Below are 20,439 nucleotides of genomic sequence, written 5' to 3' on the forward strand. Positions count from 1 at the left end.
GACGGCCCTCCGTTCACGTAATGACAGACGACGTAGCCAGTGTCGACTCCACGCAGGACGGCGGGCATCGCCGGGAGTTGTCCGTCCGGCTCACGGTCCCCGAGATGGACTGTCCCTCCTGCGCCCAGAAAGTCGACAAGAGCCTCCAGCGTGTCGATGGCATCACCAAGGCGATGCTGCAACCGACCACTGGGACAGCCACCGTGACGTACGATTCGGAGCAAGTCACCGAGAGCGACGTCGTCGCGGCTATCGAGGGGGCAGGATACGAGGTCGTCAGTAGTGGGTCCGACGACGAGCCGACCGGTGGCATGGATATCGCACCACCATCGGATATCTGGACGAGTCCGCGGGCGCTCAAGACATGGGTCGGAGCGGTGTTCGTCACGCTCGGCCTGCTCGTCGAGTTCGTCCTCACTGGCGTCGACCCCACGATAGCGACCATCGTCGACTACCCGCTCACGCTCGCCGACGGGCTGTTTCTCGTGGCAATCGTGAGTAGCGGGTATCCGGTCGTCCGGAGTGGCTACTACTCGGCTCGGAATCTGAGCCTCGACATCGACTTGCTGATGGGGACGGCCATTATCGCCGCGACGGGTATCGGGTACTTCGTCGAAGCGGCGACATTGGCAGTCCTGTTCAGCATCGCCGAACTGCTCGAAGACTACTCGATGGACCGTGCACGCGACTCGCTGCGCGAACTGATGGAGCTCTCGCCCGATGAAGCAACGGTCCGACGGGAGGGTGAGGAGATAACTGTCCCCGCAGAGGACGTGGCGATCCGTGAAACCGTCATCGTTCGTCCCGGAGACAAGATACCGCTGGATGGGACAGTCGTCGACGGAGAGAGCGCCGTCGACGAATCGCCGATTACGGGAGAATCGGTTCCTGTCGACAAGTCGACAGGTGACGACGTGTACGCGGGGACAATCAACGAAGGCGGATACCTCGAAGTCGAAGTCACCTCGACGGCAGGCGAGTCGACGCTGTCCCAAATCATCGAACTGGTGCAGGGCGCACAGGAGAAGAAAACGGAGAAAGAACAGTTCGTCGACCGGTTTGCAGGCTACTACACCCCTGCCGTCGTCGTGCTGGCAATACTCACTGCTGCGGTACCGCCGTTGCTCATCGGTGACAGTCTCACCCTCGACGTTGCGGGAGCCTCGGTAGTTCTTCCCGGGGGCTGGCAAGCGTGGTTCATCCGTGGTCTGACGCTCCTCGTCATCGCCTGTCCGTGCGCATTCGTCATCTCAACGCCCGTCTCCGTCGTCTCGGGAATTACGAGCGCCGCGAAAAATGGTGTGCTCATCAAGGGCGGTAACCACCTCGAAGCGATGGGCGAGGTCGACGCGGTCGCCCTCGACAAGACGGGGACGCTCACGAAGGGCGAACTCGCCGTTACCGATGTGGTCTCACTTGGGGAGTTCGAGGAGGCAGACGTGCTTCGATACGCTGCAAGTCTCGAACAGCGAAGTGAGCACCCAATCGCGGAGGCGATTCTTGCTCGGGCAGACGATGTGGGTATCGACGCCCGTCCGACCCCGTCAGGGTTCGAGAGTTTGACCGGGAAGGGGATCCGCGCTGACCTCGACGGTGAGACGTACTACGCGGGCAAACCGGCGCTGTTCGAAGAACTGGGGTTCGACCTCTCGCAGTCACGCCCAGCCACCGACGGTGGGACCGTGACAGAGCCACCAGCCGAGAACGCACGCGACGCGCTCGCCGAGTTCGAACAAGCGGGGAAGACGGTGGTCTTCGTCGGGACCGAGTCGGAGCTGGTCGGTCTCGTCGCGATTGCTGACGAGGTCCGACCAGCCTCTCGTCGGGCCGTCGAGCGGCTCCACGAGCTGGGCGTCGACCACGTCGTGATGCTGACGGGCGACAATACGGGCACAGCGCGTGCTATCGCCGAGGACGTCGGCGTCGACGAGTACCGAGCTGAACTCCTTCCCGAAGACAAAGTCGATGCGATAGAATCGCTCCAGCGCGAGTACGGGTCGGTCGCGATGGTCGGTGACGGTATCAACGATGCTCCCGCGTTGGCGACCGCCGACGTCGGCATCGCGATGGGTGCCGCAGGGACCGATACAGCACTCGAAACCGCCGATATCGCGCTAATGGGCGACGACGTCGGCAAACTCCCGTACCTGTACGCGCTCTCGCACAAAGCGAACGGTGTGATTCGACAGAATATCTGGTCGAGTCTCGGGATAAAAGCCGTGTTAGCCTTCGGCGTTCCGCTGGGGTTCGTCAGTGTCGCACTCGCAGTGGTCGTCGGTGACATGGGGATGAGTCTCGGCGTGACGGGCAACGCGATGCGACTCTCACGGGTGCAGCCCGAGCTATCGGCCGACTCGTGAAGAACCGTTGAACCAGGGAACGGTCAGAGAATCGGCCTCGTGTATAAAACGAGGGTGCCTTTGCAGGTCAACTTGGACTGTGGTTCTCGCCGTTTGTGTCTACAGACAGACCACCTCAACAGTGTTTTATGGATGGTGTCGATCAAGGTCCTGAGTCAGGGAAACACGAGAAAGAGCTCCGAGATTCAGCACACACTGCTCGACGAACGATCTTCCACACTATCGCTGGGACCTCGTATCATAACCGGCCGGCGTATCGGTCGAGTCCACTGTACGACCAGCAGTCACTCCCGGCGCTCGAAGAGGATGTCCGCACCATCCCCAGCGAGTGGTTCACCCACGACGCGCACGAGTGCGTCAAAGCGTTCGTCTGTCATCTGCCGCTCGCGTACATGGAGTTCCAGCCCCACGACACCTATTCCGACCCGACACGGTACGAGATGACGCCGCTGGTCCGGGCGTTCCTGCTCAAATCACTCCACGGGTGGGAGCACGAAACCGCGCTCTTAGAACATCTGGGGAATCACTTGCGTCTCCGCGGGGAACTGGGACTCAATTCGGTTCCCGGCCAGTCGACACTGTGACGCAGCTGGTACGAACGATTCAGAGTCGAGCTCCGAGGGGCCATCGAGACGGCCGCTCGGTCGATTCTCTTCGCTGCTGATCGTGTCAGGTGTCGACGTCCCGCGTCAACGAGAACGGATAACGCTCCGGCATGAGACAGCGAACGAGCGCCTACCCACAGACCGCGTGGTCCTCGATCAGGGTGACGCAGTGATCGACCACGTCAGCGACATCGTCTATCCAGTGTTCTCATATTTGAGCCAGGCGCCCATGTTGGGCATCTAGCAAAGCTTTTGTTTAGACGTATCTAAATCATGTTCATGGTGGCCCCAAAGGTCGAAGACTACCTGAAATCAATCTACCGACTTCAGGACAGAGATACACCGGCCATGACCGCTGAGGTCGCGGCCGCGATGGGGGTCAAACCACCAACCGTGACGGCGATGTTACAGCGAATGGCCGATGACGGTCTCGTTCACTACCAGCGGTATCAGGGTGCTCGTCTCACCGAGCGTGGTGAGAAGGGGGCGCTCAAAGTGCTCCGCAACCATCGGCTACTCGAACTCTTCCTGACCGAGGAGCTCGGATACGACTGGGCAGAGGTACACGACGAAGCAGACGTCCTCGAACACCATCTGAGCGTGACGTTAGTCGAGCGAATCGAAGTGCTCCTTGGGTCGCCTGCGGTAGACCCACATGGAGAACCGATTCCTACTGCTGACCTCGAAATTCGAGAATGCGAGACACAGCAGTCGTTAGCGGAGTGTCAAGAGGGAACGGTTGCGGTCGTTTCTGAGGTGCGAGAAAGCAGCGCAGACGTGCTGTCGTATCTTGCGAACTCTGGTATCTCGCTTGGAACGGAACTCGAAGTGGTCGAAACCGCGCCATTCGGGATGATCACATGTGAAGTGAGGACGACAGAGAAACCGCTCTCGCTCCCGACTGACGTCGCTGCAGAAATCTACGTATCACGGCCTGCTGAACCGGCTGAAAACGAACGCAGACAGTACAACGAGGCGTAATACATGCCTTCACAAGATTATTCAGAAGCAGCAAAGTTGTCAGATGGATTGGAGCAACGACTAGTAGACTCGCTCGAAACGGATTTCAAAACCACTCGACGGGCAGTTCTCGGGGGGCTTGGCCTCGCAGGGAGCGCCGCTCTCACTGGAATCGGACGGGCAGACAACGACGAGCATCATGGTCCAGGTGAGGACTCACACGGGAATTTCGGTGCGGTCGGTGAATATACCGACACGGACTTCGACCCACACGAATTCCTGTATCAGTTCAACACGGGGCGTGGAGAACAGGAAAATGTCCCGCAGGACGTCTACGAGGAGAACGGCCGAACCGTTCGGGAGTTCACCTTCCAGGCGGTCGACACCACGGTCACCATCGCCCCCGGCATCGAGTTCCCGGCGTGGGCTTACAACGGACAGGTTCCGGGACCGACCATTCGAGCCGTCGAAGGCGACCTGATTCGTGTGAAGTTCGAGAACCTCGGACGACACGCCCACACTATCCATCCGCACGTCCGGAATCTCAATCCGGAGATGGACGGTATCCCGCAGAACGGACCGGGCGTCCTCAATACGGGTGAGTCGTTCACGTACGAGTGGATCGCCCAACCAGCAGGGTGCCACTTCTATCACTGCCACTCACTCCCATTAAAAGAGCACATCCACCGGGGCCTGTACGGGGCGATCATCATCGATCCCGACCCCGAACGCGTCGCCGAGAAACCGGAGGAGTACTGCAACTACCACGCCTCGCAGATAACGGACGAACTGCGGGCCGACCTCGTGGCCGAGGCGAAAACGCGGAACCACGAATATCCCGAGAACGACGCCATCAACGAGATGGTCATCGTGATGAACTCCTTCGACACCAACTTCGACGGCGGCAACGAGGTGTACGCCGCCAACACGCGAGCGTTCGCCTACGGCGTCGGCGACACCGACGGCCGAGGGAACTGGAAAGCCGGGGAGACGAAACGTCCGATCCAGATCGACGGCCAGCAACGCCAGCGCGTCTACCTGGCCAACGCGACGGAGTTCGACCTTATCAATTCGTTCCACACCCACTCGCAGTTCTTCGACTACTACGACCACGGGACGACACTGACGCCGACGCTCCAAACGGTGGACACGGTCATGCAGTGTCAGGCACAGCGTGGTATCATCGAGCTGGACTACTCCGATCACGACCCGGGGCTGTACATGTTCCACGCCCATCAGTCTGAGTTCGCCGAACTCGGCTGGATGAGCTTCTTCGAGGTGGTCTAATTGAGCAAACCGAACACCGATGGCGGAACGACTGTGAATCGAACGGAACGCCCGCTGGGGCTTCCCAAGTGGGTCGCAGCTCTACTTCCAATTATCCTGCTCGCCCTCATCGCGGGTGCGTTCTTCGCGACGGCGCCGTTCGCGTCGCTCGACAACGGTGGTGCGCCACTCCCCGACGTGTCGGTGACGCATACGACCCTACCGAGCGAAGAGACCGTTGTCCTACACGTCACGAATAACGGTCCGGACGAAGTGACCATCTCACAGGTGCTGGTCGCAGAAGCCTACTGGGATTTCGATGTGCAGGGCGCAGGCGGTGATAACACACTCGCCCCTCGTGAGAGCGCACAGGTCGTCATCCCGTACCACTGGAACCCAGGCTGGGACCTCGAGGTCGCCCTGCTACTCTCGGATGGCGCAACCGTCCACCACACCATTATCGCCCCCAGCCAGTCACCGGGACTGACGACTGACCTGCTGGTGACCATGGCTGTCATCGGCCTGTTCGTTGGCGTCATCCCGGTCGCACTTGGGATGCTGTGGTTCCCATTCCTGCAGTCGATGAGTGACCGCTGGCTCCACGCGATTCTCGCCTTCTCGGCGGGGATCCTCGCGTTCCTCGCTATTGATGCCGGGGTTGAGGCATTCGAACTCGGTGAACAGGTGCCGGGCGCGTTCGAGGGGCCTGCCCTCGTCGCGCTCGGCATCATTGGCGCACTTCTCGCCGTTCAGGCCGTCAGCGCGTGGCGACAGGGCCGTGCGGAAGCAGGTGATGCGCGTGCCCAGAGCGGTCTGTGGGTTGCCTACCTGGTTGCCATCGGAATCGGCCTCCACAATCTCGCCGAGGGGCTCGCCATCGGGAGTTCGTTCGCACTCGGGCGCGTTTCACTCGGTGCGTTCCTCGTCATCGGCTTCATGCTTCACAACGTGACTGAAGGGCCAGCTGTCGTCGCACCCGTTGCACGTGGTGAGCGTCCGAACGTTCTCCACTTCCTCGGTCTAGGATTCATTGCAGGTGCTCCCGTCATCCTCGGTGGTTGGCTGGGTAGCCTTGCCTTCTCACCGACGCTCGGGGCGTTCTTCCTCGCTGTCGGCGTGGGGGCGATCCTGCAAGTCATCTGGGAACTTCGAGAGATGGTCAGCCGGAATGGACGTGTCGGTTCTGCGCTGAATCTCGTGACGTTCCTCGTCGGACTTGTCGTGATGTACGTCACCGACCTCTTCGTCGCACTCTAAACCCCCTGGACTAACCCTTATACAAGAGATGAATCGACGGCAAATACTCAAACTCAGTGGAAGCGCTCTTGTAGCAACGGCAATCGCAGGTTGTTCGTCCAACAGCAACCCCGACGGGCCGACACGTGTCTCGATGAACGAAGATTTCGCGTTCGATCCAAAGAGGCTGACTGTGAGCGCCGGGACAACAGTGAAATGGGTGAACGATAGCGATGTCGGACATACAGTGACGGCCTACGAGGGCAGGATACCAACAGAGGCAGTGTATTTCGCTAGTGGAGGATTCGAGTCTGAACGAGCCGCACGAAACGACGTGAGTGGAGGGCTGCTCGCAACCGGCGATACGTACGAACACACCTTCGACGTCACTGGGACGTACGAGTATGTGTGCATTCCACACGAAAGCTCGGGGATGACAGGCACTGTAACGGTTGAGTAGAACTCTGAGCGGTCTTCCACTCAAGCAACAGGATCTGTTTTCGAGGGCTGAAGTTTGGCTGAGTCAAGGGGAAGCGTGGACTCTCGCTAACCGCTGTCAAACTTATTATTTGAATACCTTGTTCACGAAAACTAATTACATAGTACGCTATTCCTCAGATAATGCCCTCCCGAAGAGCAATGTTGACTGGAATCTCGCTTGCTGTAACGACCACACTCGCTGGCTGCTCGGACTTTTCGAGCGCTGAAGATTTCCGAATTGGCGATGTAAACAGTACGACCGGTGAGGTTTTTGCAGACCTTGAGATTAAAACGGTGAGTGGGGATCTCTTCAGCAGTACACTGATCATTCTCCAGTTTGGATTAACTTCGAACGGAGTAACTCCGCATGATGTCGACTTGTTCGAGACAACCGGTAGTAGCGAAAACGAACTCAAGGTCTTCTTGGAGTCAGATTTCCCCCCGAATGAGGGAAAAGAAACCTTTGAGTTCGATGTGGAAGCTCCTTCAGAACGGGCCAGATATCTGCTTAGAGCGTACAAGGAGTCCGGTTCGATAGCGGACGAGCTATCGTTTGTAGTAGAGCGAATCTAAGGATAGAGGTAGTTCGCTGCTAGATTTCTAGTCTACCAGTTACTCTTGTTGTCGTAGTCGTAGATGTACTCAATGACACCCATGACGAACATCTCAGTTCGTTCAACACAATTCTCAACAACGTTGTTGATGCCCGAAAGCGGGTTGCTGGGATTCAGAAGAGCGTTGTAGTATACCTGTGAGGCGTAGGTATTCGAGTAAATTGCGATACTCGTCGCATGGCCTGCAGGGACATTACAATCGAAGTATGATACTCACAGTTCATGATTCCAATCACCACCCCCTCTGGAGAGGTTCGACTGGCCGATCTCGTCGACACCACGACCAAAGCGACCATCGCCGGCATCGAGCGCATCTTCTACATCACTGTCGACGACATCCACCTCGGCGTCCACGAGGACGACATCACCTCCTTCGCCAACGCCGAGGACGTCGTCGACTCGACGCGGCGTGCCTCGGCCCAGACCCTGATGACCAGCGGGGACCCCAATCCTCCTGTGAAGGTTCCCTGTCGTACACGGGCTGTATTGTACACCAATTCTGTGAGCTGGATAGCATACCATCTACGGGTATTCAGTGGGCTCTCAGCTGCACACAGAGAAATTATTGACCCGAAACGACCTGTTTACAGAAATCCACCCTCCGAGCTCAGGTGACCCTGACTTCGGAGTGTAAACGCTAACGACCGGACTTCTGCCCCTGATGCTCGACCAGCTGGCGTCGAATCGGTCAATCAGTGCCGCCCGAAATGTGATTCCTCCGGCTAGTACCAAGAGAACACTCCCTGAGTACCGATCTGCCGCAAGAAGGAGAGAGCAGTCGCTATTCCACTCGGGATGTTCGGCGCGTTACTCTCCTTCAGTCCGGTTCGGCGTGCAGATGGAGCGCAACCCAGTCAGCCAACTCACCCGCCGTCAACACGGGCGTGTACGTCGTCAGCTCGCGAGTCACCGAGGCCTTCAATAGGACGTCGGTGAGCCGCCAGACGTTGTACATGAGAATGCCGAACACGAAGTAGAACGTCCGGAGGGCGTGACTCGTCGAGGAGGTCGTCGCGAGGAACTCCTGTTTGATGGCGCGATACTCGTTCTCGATACACCAGCGGTTCGCGTAGCGTTCGACCCACGCCGCGGCGTGCTCCGGGCCGATCGACCGATTGGTAATGAATGCGTGTGTGCTGCCGTCTCGCTCTGGGACGTACAGCACACGGCACTCGTGGCACCCCAGTGTCGTCTCCAGTTGGCCGCAGTTCACTCGCGTATCGACGCCCGCGTCGGCCATCTCTTCGGTGACCTCGAACTCCGGCGACCGCGAAATCTTTGGCAGGAGGTAGTAGACACCGAGGTTGTCGAGCGTCTGGTAGACCTTGTGAGACTCGAATCCTCGGTCCGCCAGCACGAGGTCGACATTGACGAACTGCTGTGCTCGGTCCCGCTCACCTCCGGTGGGAAGTCACTATCAGCGTGGAACTGCCACGTCGTGATGTCGATGGCGACGGTGACCGGCGACTGCAGAATCTGGATGTGGTTGACCCGCTCCAAGAGGTTCACCACCGACTGAGTGAATCCGTCGAGGATGCGCTCTTTGTCGAACTTCGCGACCGTTCGGAGGTGGGTATCGCCGTGCGGGGTGACATCGTCGCCGCGGAACTGCGCCATCCGTCGCGATCCTTGCGGCGTGCCGCAGTTTTTGAGCGACATGAACGCCTGCAGTTCGGCGAATCGGCTATCCGGGTAGACGGCGTTGTCAGCTCGTCCAGAGTCGAACGCACCGAAGACGGTGTCCCGAGCGAGTCGAACGGTCTGACGAATCTGGTCGGTGGAGAACTCGCCGGTCTCTCGCTCCCGCAGGTCTGACTTGCTGTGGTCGTCGTCGACGCGCCGTGGTGGTCGACAGTCGAGTGCGTGGTCGTTCTCGTGTGCGTGCTCCACGAGCCGCTGACTGAGCGAGAGGATAGTTCGCTTGGTGGTGTCGGTGAGTACTTCGTCCCAGACGGTCGTGAGCGTCTGGCGCGTTGGCGCGGTGTTGTACTTCCCAAATCTCGTCGCGTCGAAGCCGAGGCGCTCTGCTCGGTTGTCTAACGAGAGATACTCGTAGAACCCCTTCCCCGACAGTCCAAGCAGGTCACGACAGAGATGTGCCCGAACCATTGGAAGCGGACAGTACGTGCGAGCGGCAAACCGGTGGCGGTCGTCGTAACCAACCAGCTCAGCCAGCGGCAGTCGACGGACCAGTTCGATGTGGTCCGAAGCTGTTTCGAGCAGTCGACAGTGGTCGGCGAGTGATGCATCGCGAAGCCAAGTAGTTCTCACCAGTCACCAACACCCCTAGAAGTTGAACTGGCGTCTTCGACCACACCCATCCTGGTGAATCAGAACGGTACAGCGTCCGAAATGGCATAAATCGGCCGAACCAGGATTTGAATCCCTACATTGGTAGAATGATGGCCGAAACTCGGCAGACCGGCAGTGGTTTCTACACCTTAGGATGTAGGACGGTCGATTAATGCAGGCTACTCTTGATGGAGATATGATTCCTTTGACTTTTGCTCAAGAGACATACGAAATATTGTACGTAGGTGGGATATCCAGCGAGGGTGGCAACCGCTTACTACAGGGAGAGATTGGAGACTAGCAACCAATTGCCAATTGCGGGTACTGCTCGTGAGACGCGACCCCCGCGCTCGTCGGATAACTCCACCACGAGTACGGCGAGGCGCTCTCGACGGCCACCACGGCCTCCAGCGTCGAGTCCGACCTAGATGGACATCATGGTGGAGGTCGGCGTCAACGAGCCCCGTACGATGCACTACGGTGATGAGAAATCGAGGAACGACTTCGGTGACGAGGTGGTCAGGTTCGTCAACGGCTGCACGGACCCCGGCGGCGACTTCGTCGTTGACCTGCTCCCCGAATTCGACCTCGAAGCTACTCCCGAGCGCTCTAAAACGGAGTGCGACCACTGCGAGGGCGATAGCTGTCCCCGCTGCGACGGTAGGGGTCGCAAACGCGCCCATGTCCGGAGGCTCATCGGTGACGATGCCGACATCGCCGCTGCCATCCTCATCCTCGTCCAAGAGAATCATTCGGCTCAAGCAACGGGTCGATGGGTTCGCAACCCTGACGGTCCCTTATCGACGGCGACCGTCTTCGTCCGAATCAACGAGATACCCGTCGGCTTCGCGGACGTCCAGGTGCCGGTGTCGAGGGGGTCTGGACCGAGAAGGAACGCCGCACCGTTGAGGCCGTCCGCAGCACACCGGGCCAGGTGGCTGCCCGGGTGGTTGACGACGACACCGGCATCTCGAAGCGCCCCCACTCTCGATGTCTTCGACCGTCTCGTCGACCATGACGATGTCATCAGCGTTCCCGAGCAGGGGCCGAACGACGCGACGCTCTACGACGGCAGCGACGTTCCACACTCAGGGGTCGTTGGCATCGGTCGTCGCATTACCAGTATGTGGACACTCGTGATTCGCCAACTATTGCCATCGAAGGGGTTGAAAGGGTAATAGTATCAGTTCGGCAATATACACAATCACTTGCAGAGGGTGATAATGTGGGAACAGATCGGGTCAAATTGAGCAATAGACCCTCAGGGCCAGCTTGCCTGAACAACCAATTAACAAGTTCCTTACTATTCAAACGGATGTTATGCGTCAACATCTGTCTGCAATCCCTATCCTCAACTAGAAATGCAAAATTTATAATATACAACGCGTTTTAAACTGGCCAACTATGCCTCTATTCCGGAGTCTTCGTGGTTTTGAGATACACGGAGTTCCCCACCCGGTAGGATGCGGGCCTGAACAACATTCCCGTCCACCAAACCGAATGGGCCCATCTCAAACTCAACCTCTTCAGAATTGCTCCCGTGCAGGATTTCCATCACCCATTTTCCACGAGCCAAACCACCGAAAGAACTCATTTCGGCGGCAATTTCAGGGATTTTGGCTTTGCTGGGCTTCGACCTAAGATCTGGATGGTTTCCACCAGCGGTCTTCAAACTAAATTCTTGGACGTGTTTGCCACTGTCTTTCCGCCTGATTCGGACAGTAGTTTCACCGTCTTCGGTGCTGTTGTTGAGAACTCTAAAGAGTCTTCTGCTAGACTTACCGCGCTCATCAGATGGCTCTGATGCCGACGCTAGTCCTCTTGCGGAAAGGAACACTGTACTTGCGCCACCAACTGCTACCGTACTCAGGATCTTCCGTCGTGTTCGTTTGTCCTTCATATCAAATCACTCCGCGCAGCCGTCAAACTCGAAGTGGACATGTTTCGAGGTTTCTGGCTTCAGGAAGTACTCACCGCATTCATTTTGCGAATTCAACTCGTCGTCATAACTAACGCCCATCGGGGTAATGTACTGCTTCGAATTGTGCGAAACGTTGTCGCACGTATCATGATCCCCGTGACCATCTCCATCAGAGTCACTCACGTTGATTGTGCAGTGGCCCACCTCCTGAAGAACAATCCCAAGGCTGAATGCACCACAACCTTCATTATAGGTTTGACCTTCCGTCAGGTTCTCTATGGCGTATCCATTAGCGACAGCGTGTGTTCCACCTCCTCTACCTCCTCCACAGATGCCTGAGTTTCTGGTGATAAGAAGGTTACAATCAGGCTCTAGGTTATTTAGTTCACAGCTGGTGTAGTCCTTCCACCATTCATACAGATTCTCGTAGCTGATGGTGAACGTCTGGTCACAAGGATACCTTGCGTCAAATGGATCGTCTGGATTTGGAACTTCAGTGGGGGCTGATATAGTCTCTGGTTTTGCAATCGCATTGTAATCATAGCTTACGTTGCGGTCACTATTTTGAATGAAACTTACGGCTTTGTCGCGAACCGTGTAACCTGAGTCATTGTACAGCTCCTGCGATATCCATACGCCTACTCTTAGATGTGACATGGTGTATGGTTGATTCCTGCCCCAACCAATTAGCATAAATGAATTCTATGCATTAAATGTTTCCCCGAAACAATTATTCGATTAGACTTCAGAATGAGAGAGACAATACCTGCAACCGACGGCGCAGTCTACTGGAGTCGAACTACTGATTATCGGATTTTTTGCCAATCCCAGCTATCCTAATGATCGGACCGTCGCTATTGGCTACGAGAGAGTGACGACGTTTCAGTCAATTACGACTTGTTATCAGCAGTCAATCCAGCGTCGTAATGCACATGCATTATTTCGAATTGACCGTCCTCGACAGTGGCTTCCAGAGCTTCATTTCCACCAGTTACTCGATTCCAACCAGTTACAGTAGTAGATGCTTTCTCTGAGCTGGTAGGGCGTTCAAGAGTGACGTCCACTCGATACCCCACATTTGGTGACAAGTCGAAGATGAGTTTAGAATGGCTTTTAGATTTAGCCAAACAAGAAATAACTTCTTTTTCGGTCTCATCTGAAATCTCAATGATTGATATCGAAACGGGAATGCTTTCGAGGTCGACATTTTTAATCGCGACATGCCAAGGTAACCTGTCATCATCACTCGTGTCTTTCGGCTGATAAGCATAGTCACCACACGACACAATCTCTGTTGAGTTGTTGCTCGTTTCTTCCTGTGAGCGATTCTGCTCAGCGTTTCCTGACAGGCTGACGCACCCTGACATACTTGTCGCAGCTGTAATTCCAATCCAACACAACAGTCCCCTACGTTTCATACTCAGGCCTAACATCCGTATAGTAATATTCTATGGGAAGTGTCAAATGGGTCTTTCAAGTAATCAACACCACTACTCAAAGACTTATGCATTGCTTGTCTGGTGGTGTTAAGTTAAGTAGAAATCGGTGGATAGCGGCAGGATTGAGCGCCAAGGGCGAAGCACCGTATTCACCCATTGTCTATTGCTATTGAAACACATCCACGGAATCCAGCCAGAGCCGGCGATTCAGCTGATCAGTCGTACCTTCGGTCTGCGATTAGTTGGAATCGAAAACCGACGGGCTGCGATACGATTAGCGCTTAAGTTAACACAACCCCCCGAGCAGACCGGCAGCCGGTGTCGGTCAAACTCGAGAGACTGCAGATAGATTGACCGATCGGAACGTGATAGATACTCCACATAGTGTTTGCTGTGAGTAGGGTAGCATGCCGTCTACGGGGATATGGAAGCCGCTTATCCCCACAAACTGAATCGAATAGTCCGCAACCATCCATTTGCAGAAATCTACCCTCCGAAGTCAGGGCTGACTTCGTATGACTGAAGATGGCGATGTAGCGAATAATTGCTTGGATTGCTACTGTGAAGACGGCGTCAGAAGTCACTGAATGGACAGCAACACGAACGCTGACACAGGAAAGACTATCTCCGCGCACTCTCACGTCGAGAAAACTGACACGTCGACACAGCTCTTTAGCCTGTGTCGCCTCACCCCGACGTGCGTTCAGACCGATTCGGAGAACGTTCTTATTCGATACACCGTGCTATGCGCCTATGTCTGACTGTCGGGGTACGTACCGCGGAATCAATATCTGGGCGGGCGGGCTGAACGGTCCGAGCGTTGGAGAGACGGGCATTGCAGTTTACTTTGTCCATCACCGAGCCGCCCACCTTGGCAGCAATCCGCTAAATCTGTTACAAAGCAAATCTGATTGGACCGTCGAACACGTCCGGGCTGCGTTGGAGTATGCTGCGGACCACCCCGAAGAGATGCTAGAAATCCAGCGTCAACGACGTGAGAATCACGCGATGCATGAGGCTCGGCCCGTCCAGTGTTCGTGTGGCGATATCGTCCCGTATCCGGTATGGCGAACACGGTGGACTACCCACCAGCACGTCGGCGACGAACACGGGTACGAAGGTCGTGTCGTGTCGTGTCGGGGATGTCCTTCACCTGCTCGTGCGCCACAACGTTCGCCTCTCCAGAGACGTTCTTTGCCCATCAAGTTGCGTCTCGCTGCCCGTCGACGCATCGACTAACCACCATCAACCAACCCGTTGGCCGTCCTCTCTCGGTCGATATCACTGGGCCGGGCGGCGACTACTTCCAGTCGTTTCTCAACTGACGGTCTGGTCGGCGACCACGGCTGGTCAACCAACTCGACACAATTCGACCAGCCGACCATCCGCGAGTCGCTCGGTCGCTTCGCTCTTCGATAGCACGGTGGCCGGGCGCTCGGGCTGCCCATGGACCGAGAACGCGTACGCACTGTCCCGGTCGTCCGATGGCGGTCGCAGTAAGACGCGCGCCGGTTCGTACAGCAGGTCCTGTTCGACGTCCCAGTACCACGCCATCGTGTCGACCACCCGCGACTCCCGCGGGAGGAATACGCCGCCTGCCCCCGTGACGACCTCGACCGTCTCTGCAGTCGTCGGCTCGACGTCACTATCGAGCAGTGCAGCCCACTCTCCACCGGTCAGGGGGACTGGTTGGCCAGCGTGATGGGGGCCGAGCGTGCTGTACGCGAGTCCGGTCGTCGCATACACGGCCCCCTCGAACGGGTGGTCGGTATCGAGCAACGGTGGTCCGACTCCGTGGTCGCGCAGGCGCTCCACAGGATACACGTCGAGAGTGACGGTGTGGCGTTCGTAGCGACTCATGTTACTCGGCGACCTTGCGAGCGAGTCGTCGGAGTTGGGCTCGTGTGTGCGCTGCTCGGGTCACCAACGCGGAGAACGACCGTCCCGGGGACGTGAGCGGTGGAGCGGGGAACCATTCGGTAGCTGCATCGAGGATACTCAGTAGATTAAACGCTCCGCCAATTCGAGTCTGCCTCCACTACTCGAAACGGTGAATTCGGGTGTTTGGCTCCCCCGAGAGACTAAATACGTAACTCAGTATGCCAAGCACAGCACATGAACCGCCCGACACTCAGCTCCGTGCGCACTCCTCTGCTGGTCGTCGCGATACTCGCCTTCGTTCTCAGTCTGCCCCTCGCGGGACAGGTCTACCACACCAGTCAGACAACCAACGACCTCCGCCTCGCCGGAACCGCCCAGCCGAACCTCTCGGCAGCCCCCGCCAACACGGCCATCACGCCGCTTGCCTCCCTGTCTGCGGACACGCACGACCGGTTGCTGGATGCGATGGGTGAGCCCCAGTCGTGGGAGAGTCCCGCTCCGTCGTCGACGTACACGGAACTGGACTTCGTCGAACACGACGGTGCGTACTATCAGGTCATCTACCGAAGCACCGATAGTTCGTTCGTCGAGTTCTTTGTCGGGCCGCTGCTCGGCTTCTCTGGATTCATCTCGCTCGGTCTACTGGCCCTGCTTGCGGCGTATCGGAAGCTCGCGCAGGAGTGAGGCGACCGACCGCTACGCCTCCACCGCACGGTCCTGCCGTTCGGGAACCGTGACCGTTACCTCGACGGTCGACGCCGCACCGTCGATGGTCAGCTCGTCCGTCGCCACGTACTGCCCCGGGGGATACCCATCGACATACGGGCGATAGGTGAGAATCGCGTACTCTCGACAGTGCTCCTCGTCGGGGTCAAGTCGGACGTCCAGTCCGGCCTCCGATTCGTGGAACGCGTTCGCCATCGCCCATGTCGCGTCAGTTGGCTCATCAGGGATGACCTGCTGCTTGGCGTTCAGCACCGTGGGGAAGACGATGATGCGCCGTGGCTGGGAGGCATCGTGTGCGGAGTACTGCGAGAGCGGGAGCATCTGACCGCCGCTGAGCGTCATCGACGCGTCGCTCGTATTGCGCACGCAGAGCGTGACCAGCGGTGGGTGAGCCGCGGTCGCAGGCGTCTGGTCCCTCACCACGAGTTCGACCGTGGAGGGCTCGGGGGCGAGTGTCGCGGCGACGTCGAACATGATGGTCGGGGTATGGGTTGACGGGCGATACCAGTTGGGGCAGGCCGGTCTGGTCACGGGGATGATGGACTTACGTGCTGGCCGCGTAGCGCGAGACAGGAGATGAGCGATGGATTCCCCGCGGTTCGTGCGGTCGTCGACACGTCGGCGCTTCCACCAGCCGTTGCGTTCACGGTCGACGTCGACCAGCAGTTCACACAGACGAGTCCCGCCCGCCTCCACATTCGCTGTACGAACCGGGCTGAGTCCACGCGGCAGTTCCACTTCGGCGGGTCGCCACCGTTCAGCAAGCCACTAGGTCTTCATACCGCGAGCGACGCGTGGCTGTACGCGATACCGGACGACCGCCACAATATCATGGAATCGGGGAAGGCCCCGCCGCTCGTGCCAGCCGAGCCTACCGACGGCTGCTGGCGAGCGTCACATGACCCGGGGTGGCACCTCCCCGAACACATCCGAGAACTCGCGCCCGGTGAGACGGTGAGCGAACACTACACGGTGCTTGCGGCTCCCGACAACGACCCATGCCTCCCCGATGGCGAGTACGTGTTCACGGGTGACCGACTCCTATCGGGTGCTCCAGACTGGACGTTCTCGCTGCTCGTCGAGGCTGCTGAGGGCGAGTGAGGTGACGGGTTGAATAACGCGAGCGTGGGGCTTTCAGTCCGTATTGGCTGTCGCGGTGGCCGCTTCGTTATGGAACGTTCCGTTGTAGGTCTCGTCGTCTTGCAACTCGTCGCGATGCGTGATATGGACGGTCTTCGGATAGTCAGATTCGAAGGTGATGATTGCTTCGTAGATAACGGGGTCAATCTCGGTCGTACAGCCACCAGAGCCTTCCTCGAACGTGTCAAGGATGGTCAATTGAAGAGAGCGTGACTCGGCATCGTACTCCACGGTGTCCAGTATTGTCGTTCGACACGACCGTGACCCGCTGTGCATCCACCCTTCGACCACGATTCGATTCGACGCCGGTTGAAAGCGTACCTTCGCCGCATGGTTGGCCGTATCGACCGACGAGAACGTCGGCCCGGAGTACCCGTCGGCAGAGTCCAAGACCCGGAATTGGTGGGCAGCGATGGCAGGTGCTAGCTCAGAGTCGGTCATGTGTGTATCGCCGCTCGTGCGGCCCGGGGTCGTCCCATTTGACGGCGGACTCGACTCGCCAATGAGACACCCCGTGACTGGTACGAGGAGTCCTACAGTGACCCCGAGAAACTGGCGGCGATTCATATTCCGTTATTGAAGGCGTCCCACCAATATCGTTCTCATTGGTCAACTCGCTCGTTGATACACTCGTGGATGAGTTCGATAATTGCCTGAATCGGGGGCGAGTGGTCAGGAGACGGTAATCGTGACCGTAACAGTTGCCGGGGCATCGTCGACCTCGATACCGTCATCTGTGACGGTGTATCGGCCCGGTGGGTACCCACCATCCGTGGGTTCCTCGACGAGTATCGCATACTCGCGACTGAACGACTCACCGGGACGGAGTCTAGTCTGGAGTCTCGTCTCGTAGTAGAACAGCCGATGGTCTGCGACCCACACCTCATCCGTCGGGGTTGGGGGAATCACGGGGAGTTGGCTGTTCAGCCCGGTCGGGAAGACGATGAGCTGACGGGACTGTTCAGGGTCCTCCGCGACGAACTGGCTCAGTGGTGAAGTGTACCCTCCATAGAAGTAGATGGTGTCCTCGCCCACGTTCCGAACCCAGAGGTCGAACAGCGGTGGGTGCTCTGCGGACGCCGCTTGGAACTCCTCAGCGGTGAGTTCCACGCCCGACGCGTCGGTGGTGAGGATGGCGTCGACGGTGAACATACAGTGGTACTCCGTGGCAGGAGGGAGATATGTTTCGGCAGTGTGCGAACGGTTCGACCGGAAACAGCCGCGGGCTTGCAGCACCGACCGAGTAGCGGGTCAGCCACCCGGTTCCACGCTACCATCGTTGGCCACCGCAGGGGATGTTCCACACGCATCGAGGGAACACAGAGTGTGCCTCTAACCGTCCAGTACCGGTCAGACTGCTCGATGCAACAACCGTCGGCCAAGCCACTCGCCGCCCCCAACGAGCAGGGCGACGGCAAGGATGAATGGCCAGAACGTCACGTAGACTGTCATCGGGGTCCATGCGAACGATGGGGACGCCCCGTTGAGTGATGCGTATGCGTTGGACGTGAGGACGCCGCCTATCGCCAGTAGACTGAGCGTCACCACGCCGGGAAGTAGTAGCCCCGCTCGCACGTACAACCCGGTGAAACACGCTCCGACGACGAACCCCCCGAGGAGCGCCCACAGCATATAGGGGTCCCAGAGTGCAGTCGGGGCACCAGCTACGATACGAACGCCAACCGCGAGGAGGGCATGGAGGACACCCCCGATGACGGTGAGCTGGAATCCCTTGGAGGCGGACTGTGGGCGATGAATTCGGGGAAGGAACTGCGAGGACATGACGTGAGATACTATATTCACCTCAATAACAGTTCGGGAGACTGCCATGGCACGCTTCCTATGGGTAAGTCGCTCTGAATCGACAAGGGTGAACCCGTTGCACTGTTTGCCGGTTTTGTTAGACACAGAGCGTGAGTGTATCAGTCAGCGTTCTCGACAGTAAGCGCAAACCCCCACGTGAATTGCTGGGAGTCATCGGAGTCAACAGGCCACGTTCGATACGGCTGTGAAAACCGGTACCTTCCGGGCGAGAGGCACGTACCACTGTTCGACGGTGCGCCCCACAATGAGAGCGTTATCGAGTCGTCTTCACCCGGCGCGAGCCGCATTCGCGTCAGTCCCGAATCGACGACGAACGGGTCGGTGGCGACTCGCCAACAGCCCGGTGAGACTGGCTTTGGACTATACGAGGGGGGAACGAGCAGCAGTTGTGGGTCAGTGCTCTCGCTGAATGTCTCCGAGAACACGCGACTGTGTCCCGTCTCGAACATACGAGACTGCTTCGTCGTGTTCGTGAGCGTGACACGGAGGCGAGCTGGATGGTCCGTTGTTACCTCCGGTTCGACCATCTCGACTGAGAGGACGTCGTTCGGAGCGCTATCTACTGATGTGAGGGCAACCGTTCGAGGACTGGCCATCGGTGTTGATTCGGGGTCTCCCGGCGAACGGCGGGGGGTGGATGCCTCCGACGAAAGTTGCGTACACCCTGCGACGCCCGCGAGTCCAGCGGTGAGGGTGGTCAGTACCGTTCGGCGGTTCATGTTATACCACAAACTGGTTCGGGGTAAAGGAGTTGTGTAGCCCCAAGTCCTCACTGTATCCATCTCGATTCGCTGTGATACACTCGCGGCACAAGTCTAACAGTTGAATCAGTCGAGTTACGGTGAAAGAAAGGTGGCACTCAGGTGATGCAGCGTCCACCCCCGTCCAGTCGACGCACTAGCCCCGCCCGTAATTGGCGCCCCGACCGCCACCGCGAGTCCCCGCGTACCACCGGCTCCCAACACGGTTTCTGGCGTGACCAGCTCGTCGATGACGGGTCGGTCGCGAACTCCAAGGAGGACGCACTCTCAGACCGGCAGTTCCAGTTACTCCTGGAGGGAGCCCGCCGACTCGACGCTCCGTACGCGAATCAGGCGCGGTTCATCATCTTCGCGACCGGCCGGCTGGGCATGCGGGCCGGTGAGGTCGCCCACATGAGCGAGCAGTGAATCGACTGGCGCGAACGGACGATCCACATCCCGCCGTTCGACCGGTGTACGAAGGGCCAGGAGGACGGCGAGCCGTGTGGCTACTGCATGAAGCGCGCCGAGTCGATTGCCAAGCACAACGTCGGGATCACCGTCGAGCAGGCACTGTCGACGCGCTGGGCTCCCAAGACGGCCGCCGGTGCGCGCGCCATCCCATTCGATTTCGAGACGCGCGTCGAGATGGCCATCGAGCGGTTCTTCCAGACACACGCTGAGTATCCCCACTCGCGGGTGAGCATCAATCGGCGCGTCAACCGGGCGGCCGAGGCCGCCGAGGGGCTCGACAGCACGCGTGTCTATCCACACGGCCTGCGTGCGACCGCCAGTACGTTTCATGCCGCTCGCGGGCTCACTGGGCTACCTCTCCAGGCGTTCATGGGCTGGGAGAAGCTCGCGACTGCCGAGACCTACCTCAATGGGACGACCGAGGCGACCCGTCGAGCACTGCGGTCGGTCCACTCCTCGCGATAGCACGCCGACTTTCTTT

At 58.3% G+C, this 20,439-nt stretch carries 23 protein-coding genes; 14 read left to right on the forward strand and 9 right to left on the reverse strand.

The window, feature by feature from the left end; all coding sequences use genetic code 11:
* Nucleotides 1-20: 20 nt before the first annotated feature.
* From M1L36_RS14130 to M1L36_RS14170, 8 genes are all read left to right on the forward strand, one after another.
* Nucleotides 21-2,360, forward strand: coding sequence for a heavy metal translocating P-type ATPase (locus tag M1L36_RS14130; RefSeq protein ID WP_250874389.1), 2,340 nt, complete (start codon nt 21-23; stop codon nt 2,358-2,360).
* Between the two features lie 128 nt (nt 2,361-2,488).
* Nucleotides 2,489-2,944, forward strand: a complete 456-nt coding sequence (locus tag M1L36_RS14135; protein WP_250874390.1) for a hypothetical protein — start codon at nt 2,489-2,491, stop codon at nt 2,942-2,944.
* 300 nt (nt 2,945-3,244) lie between these two features.
* Nucleotides 3,245-3,946, forward strand: coding sequence for a metal-dependent transcriptional regulator (locus M1L36_RS14140; RefSeq protein WP_250874391.1), 702 nt, complete (start codon nt 3,245-3,247; stop codon nt 3,944-3,946).
* Between the two features lie 3 nt (nt 3,947-3,949).
* Nucleotides 3,950-5,212, forward strand: coding sequence for a multicopper oxidase domain-containing protein (locus tag M1L36_RS14150; protein ID WP_305794523.1), 1,263 nt, complete (start codon nt 3,950-3,952; stop codon nt 5,210-5,212).
* Nucleotides 5,213-6,448 carry a ZIP family metal transporter gene (locus M1L36_RS14155; protein WP_250874392.1) on the forward strand — a complete coding sequence of 412 codons (1,236 nt, stop codon included), beginning with the start codon at nt 5,213-5,215 and terminating at the stop codon, nt 6,446-6,448. It begins immediately after the preceding gene.
* A gap of 133 nt (nt 6,449-6,581) precedes the next feature.
* Nucleotides 6,582-6,887, forward strand: coding sequence for a plastocyanin/azurin family copper-binding protein (locus M1L36_RS14160; RefSeq protein ID WP_250874393.1), 306 nt, complete (start codon nt 6,582-6,584; stop codon nt 6,885-6,887).
* Between the two features lie 161 nt (nt 6,888-7,048).
* Nucleotides 7,049-7,480 carry a hypothetical protein gene (locus M1L36_RS14165; RefSeq protein WP_250874394.1) on the forward strand — a complete coding sequence of 144 codons (432 nt, stop codon included), beginning with the start codon at nt 7,049-7,051 and terminating at the stop codon, nt 7,478-7,480.
* A 263-nt stretch (nt 7,481-7,743) separates the two neighbouring features.
* Nucleotides 7,744-8,136, forward strand: coding sequence for a hypothetical protein (locus M1L36_RS14170; protein ID WP_158203463.1), 393 nt, complete (start codon nt 7,744-7,746; stop codon nt 8,134-8,136).
* A 202-nt stretch (nt 8,137-8,338) separates the two neighbouring features.
* Here the strand turns inward: M1L36_RS14170 and M1L36_RS14175 are convergent, their stop codons facing one another.
* Nucleotides 8,339-8,878, reverse strand: coding sequence for a transposase (locus M1L36_RS14175; protein WP_158203462.1), 540 nt, complete (start codon nt 8,876-8,878; stop codon nt 8,339-8,341).
* A 65-nt stretch (nt 8,879-8,943) separates the two neighbouring features.
* Here M1L36_RS14175 and M1L36_RS14180 point away from each other — a divergent pair, with 65 nt between their 5' ends.
* Nucleotides 8,944-9,336 carry a hypothetical protein gene (locus M1L36_RS14180; RefSeq protein ID WP_158203461.1) on the forward strand — a complete coding sequence of 131 codons (393 nt, stop codon included), beginning with the start codon at nt 8,944-8,946 and terminating at the stop codon, nt 9,334-9,336.
* A 905-nt stretch (nt 9,337-10,241) separates the two neighbouring features.
* Complete coding sequence (locus M1L36_RS14185) at nt 10,242-10,991, forward strand: DnaJ-like cysteine-rich domain-containing protein (RefSeq protein ID WP_158203460.1); 750 nt, start codon at nt 10,242-10,244, stop codon at nt 10,989-10,991.
* Between the two features lie 224 nt (nt 10,992-11,215).
* On the opposite strand, the gene M1L36_RS14190 is transcribed toward M1L36_RS14185, so the two are convergent.
* From M1L36_RS14190 to M1L36_RS14205, 4 genes are all read right to left on the reverse strand, one after another.
* Nucleotides 11,216-11,713 carry a hypothetical protein gene (locus tag M1L36_RS14190; RefSeq protein ID WP_158203459.1) on the reverse strand — a complete coding sequence of 166 codons (498 nt, stop codon included), beginning with the start codon at nt 11,711-11,713 and terminating at the stop codon, nt 11,216-11,218.
* A 6-nt stretch (nt 11,714-11,719) separates the two neighbouring features.
* Entirely contained in the window at nt 11,720-12,391 is a 672-nt protein-coding gene (locus tag M1L36_RS14195; protein WP_158203458.1) for a hypothetical protein, read from the reverse strand.
* Between the two features lie 233 nt (nt 12,392-12,624).
* Nucleotides 12,625-13,101, reverse strand: a complete 477-nt coding sequence (locus M1L36_RS14200) for a hypothetical protein (protein ID WP_158203457.1) — start codon at nt 13,099-13,101, stop codon at nt 12,625-12,627.
* Between the two features lie 1,422 nt (nt 13,102-14,523).
* Nucleotides 14,524-15,033 (reverse strand): hypothetical protein, encoded by a 510-nt coding sequence (locus tag M1L36_RS14205; RefSeq protein WP_158203456.1) that lies wholly within the window; start codon nt 15,031-15,033, stop codon nt 14,524-14,526.
* A 279-nt stretch (nt 15,034-15,312) separates the two neighbouring features.
* On the opposite strand from M1L36_RS14205, the gene M1L36_RS14210 reads away from it, so the two are divergent.
* Nucleotides 15,313-15,738 carry a hypothetical protein gene (locus tag M1L36_RS14210; protein ID WP_158203455.1) on the forward strand — a complete coding sequence of 142 codons (426 nt, stop codon included), beginning with the start codon at nt 15,313-15,315 and terminating at the stop codon, nt 15,736-15,738.
* Between the two features lie 12 nt (nt 15,739-15,750).
* Here M1L36_RS14210 and M1L36_RS14215 read toward each other — a convergent pair whose 3' ends face one another.
* Nucleotides 15,751-16,254, reverse strand: coding sequence for a hypothetical protein (locus M1L36_RS14215; RefSeq protein WP_158203454.1), 504 nt, complete (start codon nt 16,252-16,254; stop codon nt 15,751-15,753).
* Nucleotides 16,255-16,356: 102 nt separating this feature from the next.
* On the opposite strand from M1L36_RS14215, the gene M1L36_RS14220 reads away from it, so the two are divergent.
* A complete protein-coding gene (locus M1L36_RS14220; protein ID WP_158203453.1) occupies nt 16,357-16,881 on the forward strand; it encodes a hypothetical protein in 525 nt (174 codons plus the stop codon).
* 33 nt (nt 16,882-16,914) lie between these two features.
* Here the strand turns inward: M1L36_RS14220 and M1L36_RS14225 are convergent, their stop codons facing one another.
* The 3 genes from M1L36_RS14225 to M1L36_RS14235 all read right to left on the reverse strand — a co-directional run bounded on the left by M1L36_RS14225 (nt 16,915) and on the right by M1L36_RS14235 (nt 18,702).
* The gene (locus M1L36_RS14225) at nt 16,915-17,361 is read right to left on the reverse strand and encodes a hypothetical protein (RefSeq protein ID WP_158203452.1); all 447 of its coding nucleotides are present in this window, start codon (nt 17,359-17,361) and stop codon (nt 16,915-16,917) included.
* Nucleotides 17,362-17,592: 231 nt separating this feature from the next.
* Nucleotides 17,593-18,072 carry a hypothetical protein gene (locus tag M1L36_RS14230; RefSeq protein ID WP_158203451.1) on the reverse strand — a complete coding sequence of 160 codons (480 nt, stop codon included), beginning with the start codon at nt 18,070-18,072 and terminating at the stop codon, nt 17,593-17,595.
* Between the two features lie 198 nt (nt 18,073-18,270).
* A complete protein-coding gene (locus M1L36_RS14235) occupies nt 18,271-18,702 on the reverse strand; it encodes a hypothetical protein (protein ID WP_158203450.1) in 432 nt (143 codons plus the stop codon).
* 908 nt (nt 18,703-19,610) lie between these two features.
* On the opposite strand from M1L36_RS14235, the gene M1L36_RS14240 reads away from it, so the two are divergent.
* Nucleotides 19,611-19,913 carry a hypothetical protein gene (locus tag M1L36_RS14240; protein WP_250874395.1) on the forward strand — a complete coding sequence of 101 codons (303 nt, stop codon included), beginning with the start codon at nt 19,611-19,613 and terminating at the stop codon, nt 19,911-19,913.
* A gap of 87 nt (nt 19,914-20,000) precedes the next feature.
* Entirely contained in the window at nt 20,001-20,423 is a 423-nt protein-coding gene (locus M1L36_RS14245) for a site-specific integrase (protein ID WP_250874396.1), read from the forward strand.
* Nucleotides 20,424-20,439 lie beyond the last annotated feature (16 nt).

The sequence above is a fragment of the Halomarina rubra genome (assembly GCF_023699475.1).
Taxonomy (GTDB): Archaea; Halobacteriota; Halobacteria; order Halobacteriales; family Haloarculaceae; genus Halomarina; species Halomarina rubra.